Annotated in this window: 16 protein-coding genes; all 16 read right to left on the bottom strand. The window is 74.1% G+C overall.

The window, feature by feature from the left end:
* Positions 1 to 158 precede the first annotated feature (158 nt).
* Positions 159 to 752, bottom strand: coding sequence for a MerR family transcriptional regulator (locus JOF54_RS00690; RefSeq protein ID WP_210052047.1), 594 nt, complete (start codon positions 750 to 752; stop codon positions 159 to 161).
* A 251-nt stretch (positions 753 to 1,003) separates the two neighbouring features.
* Positions 1,004 to 1,483 (bottom strand): bifunctional nuclease family protein, encoded by a 480-nt coding sequence (locus JOF54_RS00685; RefSeq protein ID WP_091412686.1) that lies wholly within the window; start codon positions 1,481 to 1,483, stop codon positions 1,004 to 1,006.
* A gap of 53 nt (positions 1,484 to 1,536) precedes the next feature.
* A complete protein-coding gene (gene ftsR, locus JOF54_RS00680; RefSeq protein WP_210052046.1) occupies positions 1,537 to 2,265 on the bottom strand; it encodes a transcriptional regulator FtsR in 729 nt (242 codons plus the stop codon).
* An 8-nt stretch (positions 2,266 to 2,273) separates the two neighbouring features.
* On the bottom strand, positions 2,274 to 2,813 hold the full coding sequence (locus JOF54_RS00675) for a zinc-ribbon and FHA domain-containing protein (RefSeq protein ID WP_210052044.1): 540 nt from the start codon (positions 2,811 to 2,813) through the stop codon (positions 2,274 to 2,276).
* 92 nt (positions 2,814 to 2,905) lie between these two features.
* Positions 2,906 to 3,292: a glycine cleavage system protein GcvH gene (gcvH, locus tag JOF54_RS00670; protein WP_210052042.1), complete on the bottom strand. Its 387-nt coding sequence runs from the start codon at positions 3,290 to 3,292 to the stop codon at positions 2,906 to 2,908.
* A gap of 85 nt (positions 3,293 to 3,377) precedes the next feature.
* Positions 3,378 to 4,082 (bottom strand): DUF881 domain-containing protein, encoded by a 705-nt coding sequence (locus JOF54_RS00665; RefSeq protein ID WP_307803688.1) that lies wholly within the window; start codon positions 4,080 to 4,082, stop codon positions 3,378 to 3,380.
* A 193-nt stretch (positions 4,083 to 4,275) separates the two neighbouring features.
* Complete coding sequence (locus JOF54_RS00660) at positions 4,276 to 4,608, bottom strand: small basic family protein (RefSeq protein ID WP_210052041.1); 333 nt, start codon at positions 4,606 to 4,608, stop codon at positions 4,276 to 4,278.
* Positions 4,605 to 5,495, bottom strand: coding sequence for a DUF881 domain-containing protein (locus JOF54_RS00655; protein WP_210052038.1), 891 nt, complete (start codon positions 5,493 to 5,495; stop codon positions 4,605 to 4,607). The genes JOF54_RS00660 and JOF54_RS00655 overlap by 4 nt, the downstream gene beginning before the upstream one ends.
* 6 nt (positions 5,496 to 5,501) lie before the next feature.
* A complete protein-coding gene (gene clsA / locus JOF54_RS00650) occupies positions 5,502 to 6,140 on the bottom strand; it encodes a cardiolipin synthase ClsA (protein WP_245358338.1) in 639 nt (212 codons plus the stop codon).
* A 116-nt stretch (positions 6,141 to 6,256) separates the two neighbouring features.
* Positions 6,257 to 7,444 carry a glycosyltransferase family 4 protein gene (locus JOF54_RS00645; RefSeq protein ID WP_210052034.1) on the bottom strand — a complete coding sequence of 396 codons (1,188 nt, stop codon included), beginning with the start codon at positions 7,442 to 7,444 and terminating at the stop codon, positions 6,257 to 6,259.
* On the bottom strand, positions 7,441 to 8,352 hold the full coding sequence (locus tag JOF54_RS00640; protein ID WP_210052031.1) for a phosphatidylinositol mannoside acyltransferase: 912 nt from the start codon (positions 8,350 to 8,352) through the stop codon (positions 7,441 to 7,443). The genes JOF54_RS00645 and JOF54_RS00640 overlap by 4 nt, the downstream gene beginning before the upstream one ends.
* Positions 8,336 to 8,953 carry a phosphatidylinositol phosphate synthase gene (gene pgsA / locus JOF54_RS00635; protein ID WP_210052029.1) on the bottom strand — a complete coding sequence of 206 codons (618 nt, stop codon included), beginning with the start codon at positions 8,951 to 8,953 and terminating at the stop codon, positions 8,336 to 8,338. Before pgsA ends, JOF54_RS00640 begins: the two co-directional genes overlap by 17 nt.
* Entirely contained in the window at positions 8,953 to 9,501 is a 549-nt protein-coding gene (locus JOF54_RS00630; protein ID WP_307803686.1) for an HIT family protein, read from the bottom strand. The genes pgsA and JOF54_RS00630 overlap by 1 nt, the downstream gene beginning before the upstream one ends.
* Before the next feature lie 91 nt (positions 9,502 to 9,592).
* Entirely contained in the window at positions 9,593 to 11,599 is a 2,007-nt protein-coding gene (gene thrS / locus JOF54_RS00625; RefSeq protein WP_210052027.1) for a threonine--tRNA ligase, read from the bottom strand.
* Positions 11,600 to 11,707: 108 nt separating this feature from the next.
* Complete coding sequence (locus JOF54_RS00620) at positions 11,708 to 13,141, bottom strand: sugar porter family MFS transporter (protein WP_210052025.1); 1,434 nt, start codon at positions 13,139 to 13,141, stop codon at positions 11,708 to 11,710.
* Positions 13,142 to 13,244: 103 nt separating this feature from the next.
* A complete protein-coding gene (locus JOF54_RS00615; RefSeq protein ID WP_210052023.1) occupies positions 13,245 to 14,486 on the bottom strand; it encodes an ROK family protein in 1,242 nt (413 codons plus the stop codon).
* Positions 14,487 to 14,491 lie beyond the last annotated feature (5 nt).

Below are 14,491 nucleotides of genomic sequence, written 5' to 3'. Positions count from 1 at the left end.
ACGTGGGTGGCCCCCGACAGGCTCGGGGACCGGAGGGGGCTCAGGAAGCCGGAAGGTTCAGCGATACGTCGGCCAGATCGCCCGAGCTGCCCTTCGGCAGGCTCAGGGAGCGGAGGAGGCTCAGGGAGCGGAGGAGGCTCAGGGAGCCTGCCCGCTCCTCAGCTGACGGCGCGGGCGCGCCGGCGACGGGAGAGCTCGTCGGAGGCCGAGGGGACCACGGGCTCCTCGACGGCGGCGGCCCGCTCGGCCGGCAGCTGGGCGAGGGTGCCCTCGATGTCGCGCCAGACGCCGCCGAGGGCGATGCCGAAGACGCCCTGGCCGCCGCGCAGCAGGTCGATGACCTCGTCGTCGGAGGTGCACTCGAAGACGGAGACGCCGTCGCTCATCAGCGTCACCTGGGTGATGTCGTCGACGCCGCGGGCGCGGAGGTGGTCGATGGCCGTGCGGATCTGCTGCAGCGAGATGCCGGCGTCGATCAGCCGCTTGATGACCTTGAGGATGAGGATGTCGCGGAAGCTGTAGAGCCGCTGCGTGCCGGAGCCGGTGGCGCCGCGGACCTCGGGCACGACCAGTCCGGTGCGGGCCCAGTAGTCCAGCTGGCGGTAGGTGATGCCGGCCGCGCTGCAGGCGACGGGGCCCCGGAAGCCGAGGTCGCTGGGGACCGGGGAGAAGTCGCCGTCGAAGAGCAGGCCCTGCGCGTCGCCCTCGGGCGCGGCGTCCGACACCTCGACGGGTCTTTCGGTGCTGCTCACGTGGGCCTCCGGTCGGTACGACTGCGGGCGGAAGGGAACGACTCACCCGAGTTCCCCGCGCGTAATTCCAGCATCGGGATTACGCGGGGAACGCTACGGCCCGCCCCTCGGGGCGGTCAACGACACGCCGCCGAGGTCCCGGACGGATTCCCAACTCTCGACCCTGGCGTGAGGGTGTCCGGTGTGGTACTGCGCCTCGAGGCGCAGGACACCCTGGACGGTGGGTCGAGGGTGGCGGGCGCGCCCGCAGGTCAGGAGGTGGGCTCCTCGCCGGTGACGAAGTCGTCGGGGTTCACCTGGTCGAGGAACTCGCGGAACTTCTCCACCTCGTCCTCCTCGGCCTCGGGGATCTCGATCCCGGCCTCGTCGAGGACGTCCTCGGCGCAGTAGATGTCGGAGCCGACGCGCAGCGCCAGGGCGATGGCGTCGGAGGGCCGGGCGCTGACCTCGACGCCGTCGACGAGCAGCACCGCGTAGAAGGTGCCGCCCTCCAGCTCGGTGATGTGCACCTCGGTCAGCCGGTGGCCCAGCGTCGACAGCGTGTCGACCATCAGGTCGTGGGTCAGGGGGCGCGGGGGGACGACGCCCTCCTGCGCGTTGGCGATGGCCGAGGCCTCGCTGGCACCGATCCAGATCGGGAGGTACCGGCTGCCGCCGACCTCGCGCAGCAGCACCATGGGCGCGTTCGACGGCATCTCGACCCGGACACCCACCACATCGAGCTCACGCATGGCCCAACCCTACGTCGCGGCGAGCCGGCGCGGACCAGGGGCCGGGCTGGGCCTCAGCGCTCCATGGCGGTGCGGACCAGCGCGGCGTGGAAGCTGATCACCAGCTGGGTGACCTCCCCCTGCACGTCGCGGTTGCCGCCCGCGCGCCGGATGTGCGGCGCGATGGCCTGCTCCACCAGCCCCACCTCGCGGTCGGCCGACATCTTGAAGGCGCGCAGGTGGCGGCCGTCGATGCCGTACTCGGCCATCCGGCGGGCGGCGATGGCCAGGGTCAGCGCGTCCCGGCCGTAGTAGGTGCCGCGCCGCGCCTGGACGATCTGGGTGCGCTCCAGCTCGGTGAGCGCGGCGTCGGTGAGTCCGCTGGCCTCCAGCAGGTCGGCGCGGGTCATCCGCACCGGCGGCTTGGGCGGGGGCGGCGGGGCCGCGGGCGCGGGCCGTGGCTCGGCGGCGGCGCTGCCGTCGGCGGCCCCGGCGGCCCGGCTCTCCAGCGACGGCACCGGCGGCGGCGCCTCGCCCCGGTCCATCAGGGCCAGGTGCTCCTTGATGACCTTGAGCGGCAGGTAGTGGTCGCGCTGCACGGCCAGCACGTAGCGGAGCCGCTCGAGGTCGTGCTCGGCGTAGCGGCGGTACCCCGACGGGGCGCGCTCGGGCGCGATCAGGCCCTCGGACTCGAGGAACCGGATCTTGGAGATCGAGACCTCCGGGAAGTCGGCCTTCAGGGCGGCCAGGACCTGGCCGATGCTGCGGGAGACCCCGGGACTGCTGCTGGGCTGGGACGACATCGACGCGCTCAGCCCTGCGCGCTCCCGTAGAAGACCAGCCGGAACTTCCCGATCTGGACCTCGTCCCCGTGCTGCAGCAGCACCTCGTCGACCAGGTCGCGGTTGACGTAGGTGCCGTTGAGGCTGCCGGCGTCGCGGACCACGGTCCCCTGCGCGGTCCGCTCGAACACCGCGTGCCGCCGGGAGACGGAGATGTCGTCGAGGAAGATGTCGGAGTCCGGGTGCCGGCCCACCGTCGAGGTCTCGGTGTTGAGCAGGAACCGGCTGCCCGCGTTCGCCCCGCGCTGCACGATGAGCAGCGCCGAGCCCGAGGGCAGCGCGCCCACGGCGGCCTCCTCGTCGGGCGAGAGGGCCTCGGCGTCGCGGTCCTCGACCACGGCGGGCATGGTCCGCGTGGTCTCGCCGCTGGGCACCCGCTCCGCCTCGGGACGCGCGGCCGGCGCCGCCGGCGTCGTGTGCGCCGGGGGCACGTTGAGCGCGGCCCCGCACTGGCCGCAGAAGTTGCTGCCATCCGGGTTGTCGTGACCACAGTTCGTGCAGAACGGCATGAGGGTCGGCTTTCGGTCGAGACTTGAGGGTCCGGGGGCGGACGTGGCCCGAGTCTAAGGGGGAGGTCGAGGTCCGGGCGGGACCTGCGCTGCTAGCCGGCGGCCTGCTCGGCGTAGGCGTCGGCGTCCATCAGGTCGTCGAGGTCGACGTCGGCGCCCAGGTCGACCTCGAAGAGCCAGCCGTCGCCGTAGGGGTCGCCGTTCACGGTCTCCGGGCTGCCGCCGAGCACCTCGTTGACGGCGGTCACCGTGCCGGAGACCGGGGAGAAGACGTCGGAGACGCTCTTGGTGGACTCGAGCTCGCCGCACGAGTCGCCGGCGGCGACGGCGTCGCCGACGGTCGGCAGCGAGACGAAGACGATGTCGCCGAGCTGGTCGGCCGCGTACTCGGTGATGCCCACGCGGACGGTCGACCCGTTGCCGCTGCGCACCCACTCGTGGTCGGCGGAGTACTTCAGGTCCTCGGGGTAATCGGGCACGACGTCGGAGCTCCTGGGGTCGGGGGGTCTGGGGGTCTGGGTTCGGGAGGTGTCGGGGTGCCGGCCGCGGGGCCGGGAGGCCGGCTCAGCGCGGGGTCGGCGGTGGCGATGCGGGCTGAGCGTACTGATTCTCGCGCGCGGCGTGCAAGGACTCGACGACGACCCGGTCCTCCTGGTCGATCTGCACCTGCCCGCCGATCCCGGGCCCGGTGATCTCGCTGACCAGGCCGCCGCGGAAGCGCGCCGCCTCCTCGAGGCTGTGCGGGTCGCCGATCACCTCGAAGGTGAGGGGCCGGCTCACCGGCACCCCGTCGACCAGCAGGCCCTCGGGCCCGGTGCCGAACCAGGTGGAGGCGACCACCCGGACGGAGTCGTTGACCTCGATCACCTCGGCGCCGGCGTCGCGCATCTCCTCGACGGCGTCCAGCAGGACGTCGGCGTCGACCTTGCCGGCCGGGTCGGCGATCCGCATCCGGATCCCGGGGCCCTCGGCGGGCGCGGTGCCGGCCAGGATGGCCAGCTCCTCGGTCCGCTGCTGGGCCTCGGTGCGGGCCACCGCCTGGGTGTCGGCGCCCGACTGCAGCTCGGCGCGGGTGCGCTCGAGGTCGGCGATCTCGCTCTCCAGCCGGCGCGACTCCGAGCCCAGGCCGTCGAGCAGCTGGATGAGGTCCTCGCGGCGGGCGTTGGTGTAGGCGTCGTCAGCGGTGTTGATGCGGATCTGCATCACCCCGCCCATCCCGACGACGAAGAGGATGACGGCGGCGATGATCTGGCCGCGCCCGGGCTGCACCAGCGAGCGCCAGATCCGACGGGCACCGCTCGGCCGCTCCCCCGTCGACCGCGCCCCAGAGGCACCGCCTCCGGACCCGGTCGTCCCGGGGCCGGGGACCGGCGGCTCGCCGCTCAGCCGGCGCTGGCTCCGGCGCAGGGCCTGCAGCCGACGGCCCGCCGCGGGCGCGGTGCTGCCGCTCGGACGGCGGCGGCTAGGCACGGAACAGCGCCCGTCGGATGGCCGCGACGTTGGTGAAGATGCGGATGCCCAGCACGACGACGACGCCGGTGGACAGCTGCGACCCGACGCCGATCTGGTCGCCCACGTAGACGATGGCGGCGGCGATGAGGACGTTGGAGATGAAGGAGACGACGAAGACCCGGTCGCTGAAGCTGCCCTCGAGGTAGGCGCGGAAGGCGCCGAAGAGGGCGTCCATCGCGGCCACGATGGCGATCGGGAGGTACGGCTGCAGGGCTAGCGGGACGTTGGGCTCGAGGACGAGGCCGACGACGATGCCCGCCAGCAGGCCGAGGAGGGGGATCACCGGCGCACCCGCGCCCAGCGCAGCGTCAGGCCCGGGTCGGCGGCCAGCTCCAGCGAGCGCGACTCCCCGACCTCGTAGCGCATCCCGCGGTTCTGCTCGAGGTCGTGCCACCAGGCCCCGGCGGGCGACTCCGCGAAGCCGGCCGGCAGCGTCCGCGGGTCGCCGATCGCCTCGACCCGGTAGGGCCGGTTGAGCGAGCGGTAGTCGACGGTGATGGCGTCGCCGGCGCTGCGGATCGCGGTGAGCGCGGACAGCCGGTGCCCGTTGACCGCCACGGCCTCCGCCCCGGCCTGCCACAGCCCGTTGGCCAGGATCTGCAGGTCGAGGTCGAGCACCCGGTCCCCCGGCTCGGCGGCGTCGGCGGCCTCCGGGGCGTCGTCCACCACGACGACGACGCCCGGCCCGGTCACCGCGACCGTGCCGGCCACCGGTCCCAGCGTCGCGATCTGGCCCTCGAGCTGCTGGGCCGTGCCGTCGCTGCCCAGGGCGGCGGCCCGCAGGGTGGCGATCTCGCCCGACAGCGCGGTGGCCCGGTCGCGCAGCGCGTCCTGCTGCGCCTCGGCCGCCTGGACCCGGTCGATGAGCCCGGTGCGCTCGGACTGCAGGGCCGGCGCCGCCCGCGTGTTCTGCACCGCGGCGACGGCGAACATCACCCCGATGAGGACGGCGACGACGCCCAGCAGCCAGTGCCGCCGCGACGAGGTGGCACCCCGGGCCGCCGACGCGGCGTAGTCGGGGTCGACGGGCTGCCGGATGATCTGCAGCAGCAGGTCCATGCTGGCGTCGACGGGGCGGGTGGCCGGGTCACGGCGGCCCTGCGGCGGGCGGGGGGCCTGCGGAGGTGCGGCCGGGGACGGCGGGGCGGGGGCGGCGGGGGACGCGGGCACCGGCGGTCAGCCCGTCCGGGTCCGGCGCGGCACGTCGCGCAGCAGCCGCAGGGTCTGGGCCAGGTAGAGCAGGCCGGCCCACCAGTACAGGCCGACGCCCCACAGCGCGAAGGCCCAGCCCAGGACGCCGGCCGCTGTCCAGCCGAGGCCGTCGTCGGCGCCCAGCAGGATCAGCGGGAAGGCGTAGAGCAGGTTGAAGGTGGCGGCCTTGCCGAGGAAGTGGACGGGCAGGGAGGAGAAGCCGCGGGTGCGCAGCAGCGGCACCAGGGCGGTGATCATCGCGTCGCGCGCCACCAGCAGCACCACCAGCCACCACGGGATGACGTCCCGGACGGCCAAGCAGAGGACGACGGCGAGGATGTAGAGCCGGTCGGCGACGGGGTCGAGCATCTGGCCGACACGGGAGGTCTGGTGCCAGCGGCGGGCCAGGAAGCCGTCGAGCCAGTCGGTGAACCCGGCCAGCGCGAGGACCGCGACGGCCAGCAGGTCGTGGTGCGGGCCCAGGATCAGCCACACCATGAGCGGCACGCCGGCCAGCCGCAGCAGGCTCAGCACGTTCGGCAGGGTCCACACCCGGTCGGTGTCCCAGGTGGGCGTCTCCGCGTCCGCGGGCCCGACGAGCCCGACGGACCCGGCCGCGGGCAGCGGCGGTCCCTCGTCGGCGGCGGGACTCCGCGTCCCGCCCGGCTGGTCCCCGGTCACGGGCCCCAGGTTAGTGGCCCGAGGCCGCCGCGGCCGACCCCGCGGGCGTGTCCCGCCGCTCAGGAGGCGCTGCGCCGCGCTGTCGCCAGCCCGGCGTCGCGCGCGCCGTCGGCCGGGTCCGCGACGCGCGGGGCCGCTGGTTCCAGGACCCGCCGGTAGACGTCCTCGACGGCCGGGCCCACCACCGACCAGTCGAACGCCCGCGCGTGCCGGCGGCCGCGCTCGGCGCCGACGACGTCGCGCGCGGCGAGCACCTCCAGGACGGCGGCGGACAGCGCGCCGGCGTCCCCGGTCGGGAACAGCCGGCCCACCCCGACCTCCGCGTCGCGGTCGTGCGCCAGCAGCGAGGTGAAGGCGGGCAGGTCGGACGCGACGACCGGCGCGCCGCTGGCCATCGCCTCCAGCAGCACGATGCCGAAGCTCTCGCGGGCCGTGTGCGGCGCGACGAACACGTCGGCCCCGGCCAGCAGGGCGGCCTTCCCGGCGTCGGTGACCGAGGTCTCGCGGCGGACCCAGGACGGCAGGGCGCGCTGGCCGGTCCCGGCGACGACGACCTCGAGGTCGGGGTGCACGGCGCGGACGGCGGGCAGCGCCTCCAGCAGCACCCCCAGGCCCTTGCGCGGCTCCTCCACGCGGCCGAGGAACACCAGCCGGGGGTGGTCCCCGCCGCGCCAGCCGCCGGTGGACCGGCCGCCTCCGGCGAACTCGGCCCAGCGGAACCCGTTGGGGATCACCTGCGGGTCGCGGCCGAGGTAGCGGCGCACGACGCGCGCTGCGGGCTCGGAGACGGCGATGCCGGCGTCGATCTTGTCGACGGTGCCGCGCAGCGTGCTGCCGGCCAGCTGCATCGAGCGGGAGCGCGGGGTGGCGGTGTGGAACGTCGCGACCACGGGCACCTCGGCGGCCCACAGCGCGAGGATCGAGATGCTCGGGGTGAGGGGCTCGTGCACGTGCAGCACGTCGAGGTCGGCGGCGGCCAGCCAGCGGCGGGCGCGCGCGGCGCTGCCGGGGCCGAAGCGCACCCGGGCGACCGAGCCGTTGTAGCGCACGGGGACCGCGGACCCGGCGGAGGTGAAGCGGCCGGCCAGCGCGCCGGGCAGCTCAGCATGGCCCAGCCCCAGCACGAACGGCTCGTGGCCCTGCGCGCGGAGGTGCTGCGCGAGCCCCAGCACGTGGTTCTGCACGCCGCCGGGGTGGTCGAAGGAGTAGGGGCAGACGAGCCCGACCCGCAGCGGGCGCGCCGTCACGCGGCCGCCCCCGGCCCGGTGTCCGGGAAGAACGGCTGCAGCACGTGCCAGTCCTGGGGGGCGGTCGCGACCTGCGCGGCGAAGAAGTCGGCCACGTCCTGGGTCATGGCCACCAGGCCCGCACGACCGGGGCGGGGCGGCACGGGCTCGCCGAACCGGATGACCATCTGCTCGCCGTCGTAGCGGCAGACCGCGGGCAGCAGCACGGCTCCCGTCCGCCGGGCGACGACGGCGGGCCCGGCCGGCATCGTCACCGGCTGGCCGCGCCAGCGCACGGGCACGCCGGAGCCGTCGAGGTCGCGGTCGGCCACGAGGCAGACCAGCCGGCCGCGGCGCAGGGCCGCGGCCAGGGTGGGGATGGCGGTGCGGTCGCGGTGCGAGAGCACCTCCATGCCGAGCCCGCGGCGGAAGGCGAGGAAGGCCTCGAACTCGGCCTCGGACAGCTGCTCGGCGACGGTGCTGACGGGCATCCCGGTGCTGCACGCCCAGGCGCCGGCGAGGTCCCAGTTGCCGCTGTGCGGCAGGGCGACGACGCAGCCGGGCCCGGCGTGGGCGGCGCGCAGCCGCTCCTCCCCCTCGGTCCGCACCCGGGCGACCGTGGCCTCCCGGCCCCAGCCCGGCAGCGCCAGCACCTCGGCGTAGGTCCGCAGGTAGGACCGGACGCCGGCCCGGACGAGCGCGTCGGGCGCCGGGGCCCCGGTGGCGAGGGTGAGGTTGCGCCGCAACGTGGCGACGTGCCGACCCCCGCGGGCGACGGCCACCCGGGCGGCGACGGCGGCGACGGCCCGGATGACCGGGACGGGCACCCGCGCGGCCACCCGCCAGCCGCTCCGGTGCAGGGTGCGCAGCGCGGCGTCGCGGACGCGGTCGGGCAGCCGGGCGGGGGTGCGCTCAGGCTGCGGCGACATCGGCCGCGACCGCCTGGCGGCGCACCTGCAGGATGCGCTGGACGACTGTGACCATGCTGGTCACGGCCAGCACGGCGACGGCGACCTCGAGCACGTAGGGCACGCCGAACCCGGCCACCAGGGTGCCGACGAGGATGATCACCAGCCGGTCCGCCCGGGCGGCCAGGCCGCCGGAGCAGGTGAAGCCCAGGCTCTCCGCGCGCGCCTTGACGTAGGACGTCCACTGCCCGAAGACCAGCCCGGCCAGGGCGACGGCCGCCCACAGCGTCGAGCCCTCCTGGTAGGTGAAGTACAGCAGGATGCCGCCGAAGACGGCGGCGTCGCCGAGCCGGTCGGAGGTGGAGTCCAGGAACGCGCCCCAGCTGGTGGCCCGGCCGCTCACCTTGGCCATCTGGCCGTCGAGCATGTCGGAGAGGACGAACACCGTGACGACGAGGGCGCCCTGCCACAGCCAGCCCTGCGGGAAGCAGACCAGCGAGGCCAGCACGACCCCGGCGGTGCCGGCGATGGTGACGACGTCGGGCGAGACGCCCAGCCGCAGCAGCAGCCGGACGAGCGGCCCGAGCACCGCCGCGGAGATGCCGCGGAACCGTTCGAGCATCAGCCGAGCCGTTCCCAGGCGGCCGTGACGACCTGCCAGGTGTCGTCGAGCAGCTGCGGCAGGGCCTTGGTCTGGCCGATGACCGGCAGGAAGTTGGCGTCGCCGGCCCAGCGGGGGACGACGTGCTGGTGCAGGTGGGCGGCGATCCCGGCGCCGGCGACCGCGCCCTGGTTGAGCCCCAGGTTGAAGCCGTGCGGGGCGCTGGCGGCCCGCACCACCCGCATCGCCTGCTGGCTGAGCGCAGCCACCTCGACGGCCTCGGCGTCGGTCAGGTCGGTGTAGTCGGCGACGTGGCGGTAGGGGCACACCAGCAGGTGCCCGGGCGAGTACGGGTACAGGTTGAGCACGACGAAGGCCGTGGCCCCGCGGTGCACGACGAGGCCGTCGCGGTCCTCCCGCGCCGGGATCCGGCAGAAGGGGCACTCCTCCGGCGCCGCCGTCGCGGGCTTGTCCTGCCCGCCGATGTAGACCATCCGGTGCGGGGTCCACAACCGCTCGAAGCCGTCGGGATCACCCGGCCGGCCGGCGGCGTCCTCGACCTCAGCCACCCTGCCACTCTCCTCGGACCGACCAGCGCACGAGGACGACCCTAAGCGGTCACCGCCGGGCAGCCGTAATCCCCCGGGCCGCCGCCCGTGCTCAGACCTGCGCGCGGGCGGCGATCGCGGCGGTGATCTCGGCCACGGCCTCGGCCACCGGGACGCCGTTCTTCTGCGTCCCGTCGCGGTAGCGGAAGGAGACCGCACCGGCGTCGCGGTCGTCGCCGCCGGCGATCAGCATGAAGGGCACCTTGGACTTCTGCGCGGTGCGGATCTTCTTCTGCATCCGGTCGTCGGCGTGGTCGACCTCGACCCGGACGCCGGCGGCCCGCAGCTGCGCGGCGACCTCCTCGAGGTAGTCCCCGAACTCGTCGGCGACCGGGATGCCGACCACCTGGACGGGCGCCAGCCAGGGCGGGAAGGCGCCGGCGTAGTGCTCGACCAGCACGCCGATGAACCGCTCGATGGAGCCGAACTTCGCCGAGTGGATCATCACCGGCTGCTGCCGGGTGCCGTCGGGCGCCTGGTACTCCAGGCCAAACCGGGCGGGCTGGTTGAAGTCGTACTGGATGGTCGACATCTGCCAGCTGCGGCCGATGGCGTCGCGGATCTGCACCGAGATCTTCGGCCCGTAGTAGGCGGCGCCGCCCGGGTCGGGCACCAGCTCGATGCCAGAGCGGGTGGCGACGTCCTCGAGGACCTGGGTGGCGACGGCCCACTCCTCGTCGGAGCCGATGAACTTGTCCGAGCCGTCACGGGTGGACAGCTCGAGGTAGTAGTCGGTCAGGCCGAAGTCGCGCAGCAGCCCCAGCACGAAGTCCAGCAGGTGCTGGATCTCCCCCGGCGCCTGCTCGGGGGTGACGTAGGAGTGCGAGTCGTCCTGCGTCATGCCCCGGACGCGGGTGAGGCCGTGCACGACGCCCGACTTCTCGTAGCGGTAGACGCTGCCGAACTCGAACAGCCGCAGCGGCAGCTCGCGGTAGGACCGCCCGCGCGAGCGGAAGATCAGGTTGTGCATGGGGCAGTTCATGGCCTTGAGGTAGTAGTTCCCGCCCTCGACGTTCATCGGCGGGAACATGCCCTCGGCGTAGTACGGCAGGTGCCCCGAGGTGTGGAAGAGCCCCTCCTTGGAGATGTGCGGCGTGCCGACGTAGGAGAAGCCCTCCTCGATGTGCCGGCGCCGGACGTAGTCCTCCATCTCGCGCTTCAGCACCCCGCCCTTCGGGTGGAACACCGGCAGACCGGAGCCCAGCTCGTCGGGGAAGGAGAACAGGTCCAGCTCCAGGCCGAGCTTGCGGTGGTCGCGCTTGGCGGCCTCCTCCAGCCGGGTCTGGTACGCCTTGAGCGCCTCCCGGCTCGGCCACGCCGTGCCGTAGAGCCGCTGCAGCTGCGGGTTGGCCTGGTCGCCTCGCCAGTAGGCGGCGGAGTTCCGGGTCAGCGCGAACGCCGGGATGTAGCCCGTGTGCGGGACGTGCGGGCCCCGGCACAGGTCTTTCCAGGCGACCGAGCCGTCGCGCCGCAGGTTGTCGTAGATGGTCAGCTGGCCGGCGCCCACCTCGACGCTGGCCGCGTCCCCGCCGCCCTCGAGGCCGTCGGGCCCGGTGGCCTCGGGCGCCGCGGAGCCCTTGTCGGCGATCAGCTCGAGCTTGTACGGCTCGGCGCCCAGCTCGGCCCGCGCCTCGTCGTCGCTGACCTCGCGGCGGCGGAAGCGCTGGCGCTCCTTGATGATCCGCTGCATCGCCTTCTCGAGCTCGCGCAGGTCCTCCGGGGTGAAGGGCTGGGCGACGTCGAAGTCGTAGTAGAAGCCGTCGACGATGGGCGGGCCGATGCCCAGCTTGGCCTCCGGGTCGCGGGCCTGCACGGCCTGCGCCGCGACGTGGGCGGCCGAGTGCCGGAGCACGGCGAGCCCGTCGGGGCTGTCGACCGCCACCGGCTCGACGACGTCGCCGTCGGCGAAGGGCCGGTCGAGGTCGCGGAGCTCGCCGCCGATGCGGACGGCGACGACGGTGCGGTCGTCGCCGAACAGGTCGAGGCCGGTCGTCGTGGTCTCGACGTCACGCTGCTCACGGGCGTCGTCGCGGACCAGGGTGATCGACAGGCTCGACACGTTGCGCACTGACCTCTCAGCAGGGGATGGAGCGGGCCGGCGGCCCGCCCCAACCCTAGACCGCCGGGGCGCTCCCGCTCGACCTCGTTCCGGCGTGCCGACGACCGCTCAGACGCCCGCGGCCGTGCGGTTGGTGCTGCCCTGCATGTCCTCGAGCTCCATGCCCTTCGTCTCGGGCACGAGGGTGCGCACGAAGACGAAGGAGACCAGCGCGAAGAAGGCGAAGGCGCCGTAGATCCAGCCCAGGCCGACCGACTGGGTGAGCTCGGGGAACAGCAGCGAGACCGCGAAGTTCGCGATCCAGTTGACCGCCGTGCACAGGCCCAGGGCGACGGCGCGCATCCGGTTGGGGAACATCTCGCCGAGCATCACCCACATGATCGGGCCCCAGGTGGCGGCGAAGCAGACGACGAAGAGGTTGGCGCCGATCAGCGCGATGACGCCCCAGCTGCCGGGCAGGGTGACGTCGTCGCCGCTGCCCTGCTGCTGGGTGAACGCGAGGCAGGCCATCAGCAGCCCGACGAACATGCCTGCCGAGCCGCTCATCAGGAGCTTGCGGCGGCCCAGCCGGTCGACGAAGAGGATGGCCACGAAGGTCATCACGACGTTGATGACGGCGGTGATCACCGAGGTGGTGAACGACTGCGACTCCGAGAAGCCCACGGAGCGCCACAGCGTCGTGGAGTAGTAGAAGATCGCGTTGATGCCGACCAGCTGCTGCAGGGTGGCCAGCCCGATGCCCACCCAGACCAGGGGGTGCAGGCCGCCGCCGTCCTTCATGATGTCGCGGAACGAGGACTTGGACTCCCGGCGCAGGGTGACCCGGATCTCCTTGATCCGCTCGGCCGGGTGCCGCTCGCCGGTGACCCGGCTGAGCACGTCGGCCGCCTCCTCGTCGAGGTCCTTCGCCACCAGGTAGCGGGGCGACTCGGGGATCGTGAGCGACAGCAGGCCGTAGACCACGGCGGGGATGGCGCCGACCAGGAACATCCAGCGCCAGGCCGCCAGGCCCGCCCACAGCTGCTCGGCCGCACCGCCCGCGGAGTTCGCCAGCAGGGCGTCGGAGAGCAGGGCGGCGAAGATGCCGAGGGTGATGGCCAGCTGCTGGGTCGAGGCCAGCGCCCCGCGGTAGCGCGCGGGCGCGATCTCGGCGATGTAGGCCGGGGCGATGACCGAGGCGATGCCGATGCCGAGACCGCCGACGATGCGCCAGATGATCAGCGACGTCACCCCGGTGGCCAGCCCGGCGCCGAAGGCGGAGGCCAGGAACAGGACGGCGCCGATGAGCATGACCTTCTTGCGGCCGATCTGGTCGGCCAGCTGGCCGGCGAACCAGGCGCCGACGGCGCAGCCCAGCAGGGCGACGGCCACCGAGAAGCCGATCAGCACGTCGCTGAGGGCGAAGTCCCCCTGGATGGCGTCGACGGCCCCGTTCACCACCGAGCTGTCGAAGCCGAAGAGGAAACCGCCGACGGCGGCGGCGACGGTGACGCCCACCACCTTGGCGGTGTGCTTGTCGTTCTGCTGCGTCGTCGCGGACACCTGTGACCCTCCGTACCCGGGCCCGGACGGCCCGGTCCGACCGTAGCTCCGCCCCTCCGCCGCCGGGACGGGGGGTCCGTCCGGTGCCCGTGAGCGACGCGGCTCAGGCCTCGGCGAGCCGACGCAGCGGGGCGCTCGTCGGGCTGGGCAGACCCACCCGCTCGAGGAACCCCTCCAGCACGAAGGCCGCCATCCCGGTCGAGACCGGGTTGGTCGGCACCGCCGAGGTGACGATGTCCACCACGGCCGCCGAGCCGTTGATGGCCTCCCGCCGCATCCGCGCCTCGGCCACCGGCAGCAGCCACCGGCCGAGGTCGCGGGCCGCCCAGGACGTCAGCACGACGAGGTTCGGGTTCACCATGTTGATCAGGTTCGCCAGCCCGACGCCCAGCTGCTCGCCGAACAGCTCGACCAGCTCGTGCGCCTCGGGCTCGTCGGCCTCCAGCCCCTCGCGGACGGCGGCGAGGAAGTGGGTCTGCGAGCCGCCCTCGAGGTAGCGGTGCCCCGGGTGCCGCTCGCCGAACTGGGCCATCAGGCCCGGCACCCCGATGTAGGCCTCCAGGCAGCCGTCCCGGCCGCAGCGGCAGGGCCGGCCGTCCATCACCAGGGTGGTGTGGCCCCACTCCCCCGCGTTGTTGGTGGCGCCCCGGACCAGCTGGCCGTCCAGGGCGATGCCGGCGCCGATCCCGGTGCCGAGGTTGACGGTGACCAGGTGCGCCACCCGGCGGCCGTGCCCGAACCAGAGCTCGGCCACCGTCGTCGCCTTGAGGGGGTTGTCGACGTGCACCGGCAGGTCGAGCCGCTCCTCCAGCAGGGCCTGGGCGGCGACGTCCTTCCAGCCCCAGCCCGGCGCGAAGAGCGAGACGCCGGAGTCCGGCTCGACCTGGCCGGGCAGGCTCACCCCCACCCCGAGCACGTCGCCGTCCGGGGCGGCCGCGAGGGCGCTGCGCACGCCCTCGGCGATCTCGCCGACCATCCGGTCGGGGTCGGAGGTGCCCTCCCCGACGGCGTGGTCGTGGTGCACCAGCCGCGTCATGGCCAGGTCGAAGACGTCGACGTGCACGTAGGTCTCGGTGGCGTCGACGCCGACCAGCAGCCCCCGACCCGCGGCCACCTTGAGCCGGGACCGCGGCCGGCCGCCGCCGGAGTCCTCACGGCTGGCCTCGGTCACCACGCCCACCGCCAGCAGCTCGGTCACCATCGTGGCGATGGTGGCGAAGCTGAGGCCGGTGGCCCCCGCCAGCTCCTGCCGCGTCGGGGTGCCCAGGGCGTACATGGCGCGCAGGACCGCGAACCGGTTGCCGGTCCGCACCTCCCGCGAGGTCCGTCTCTTCGCTGCGCGCACGGCAG

Origin of the sequence: Microlunatus capsulatus (assembly GCF_017876495.1) — a bacterium.
GTDB lineage: Bacteria > Actinomycetota > Actinomycetes > Propionibacteriales > Propionibacteriaceae > Microlunatus > Microlunatus capsulatus.
The sequence above is the reverse complement of the archived record's forward strand: the minus strand, read 5'-3'. Positions and strand labels throughout refer to the sequence as shown.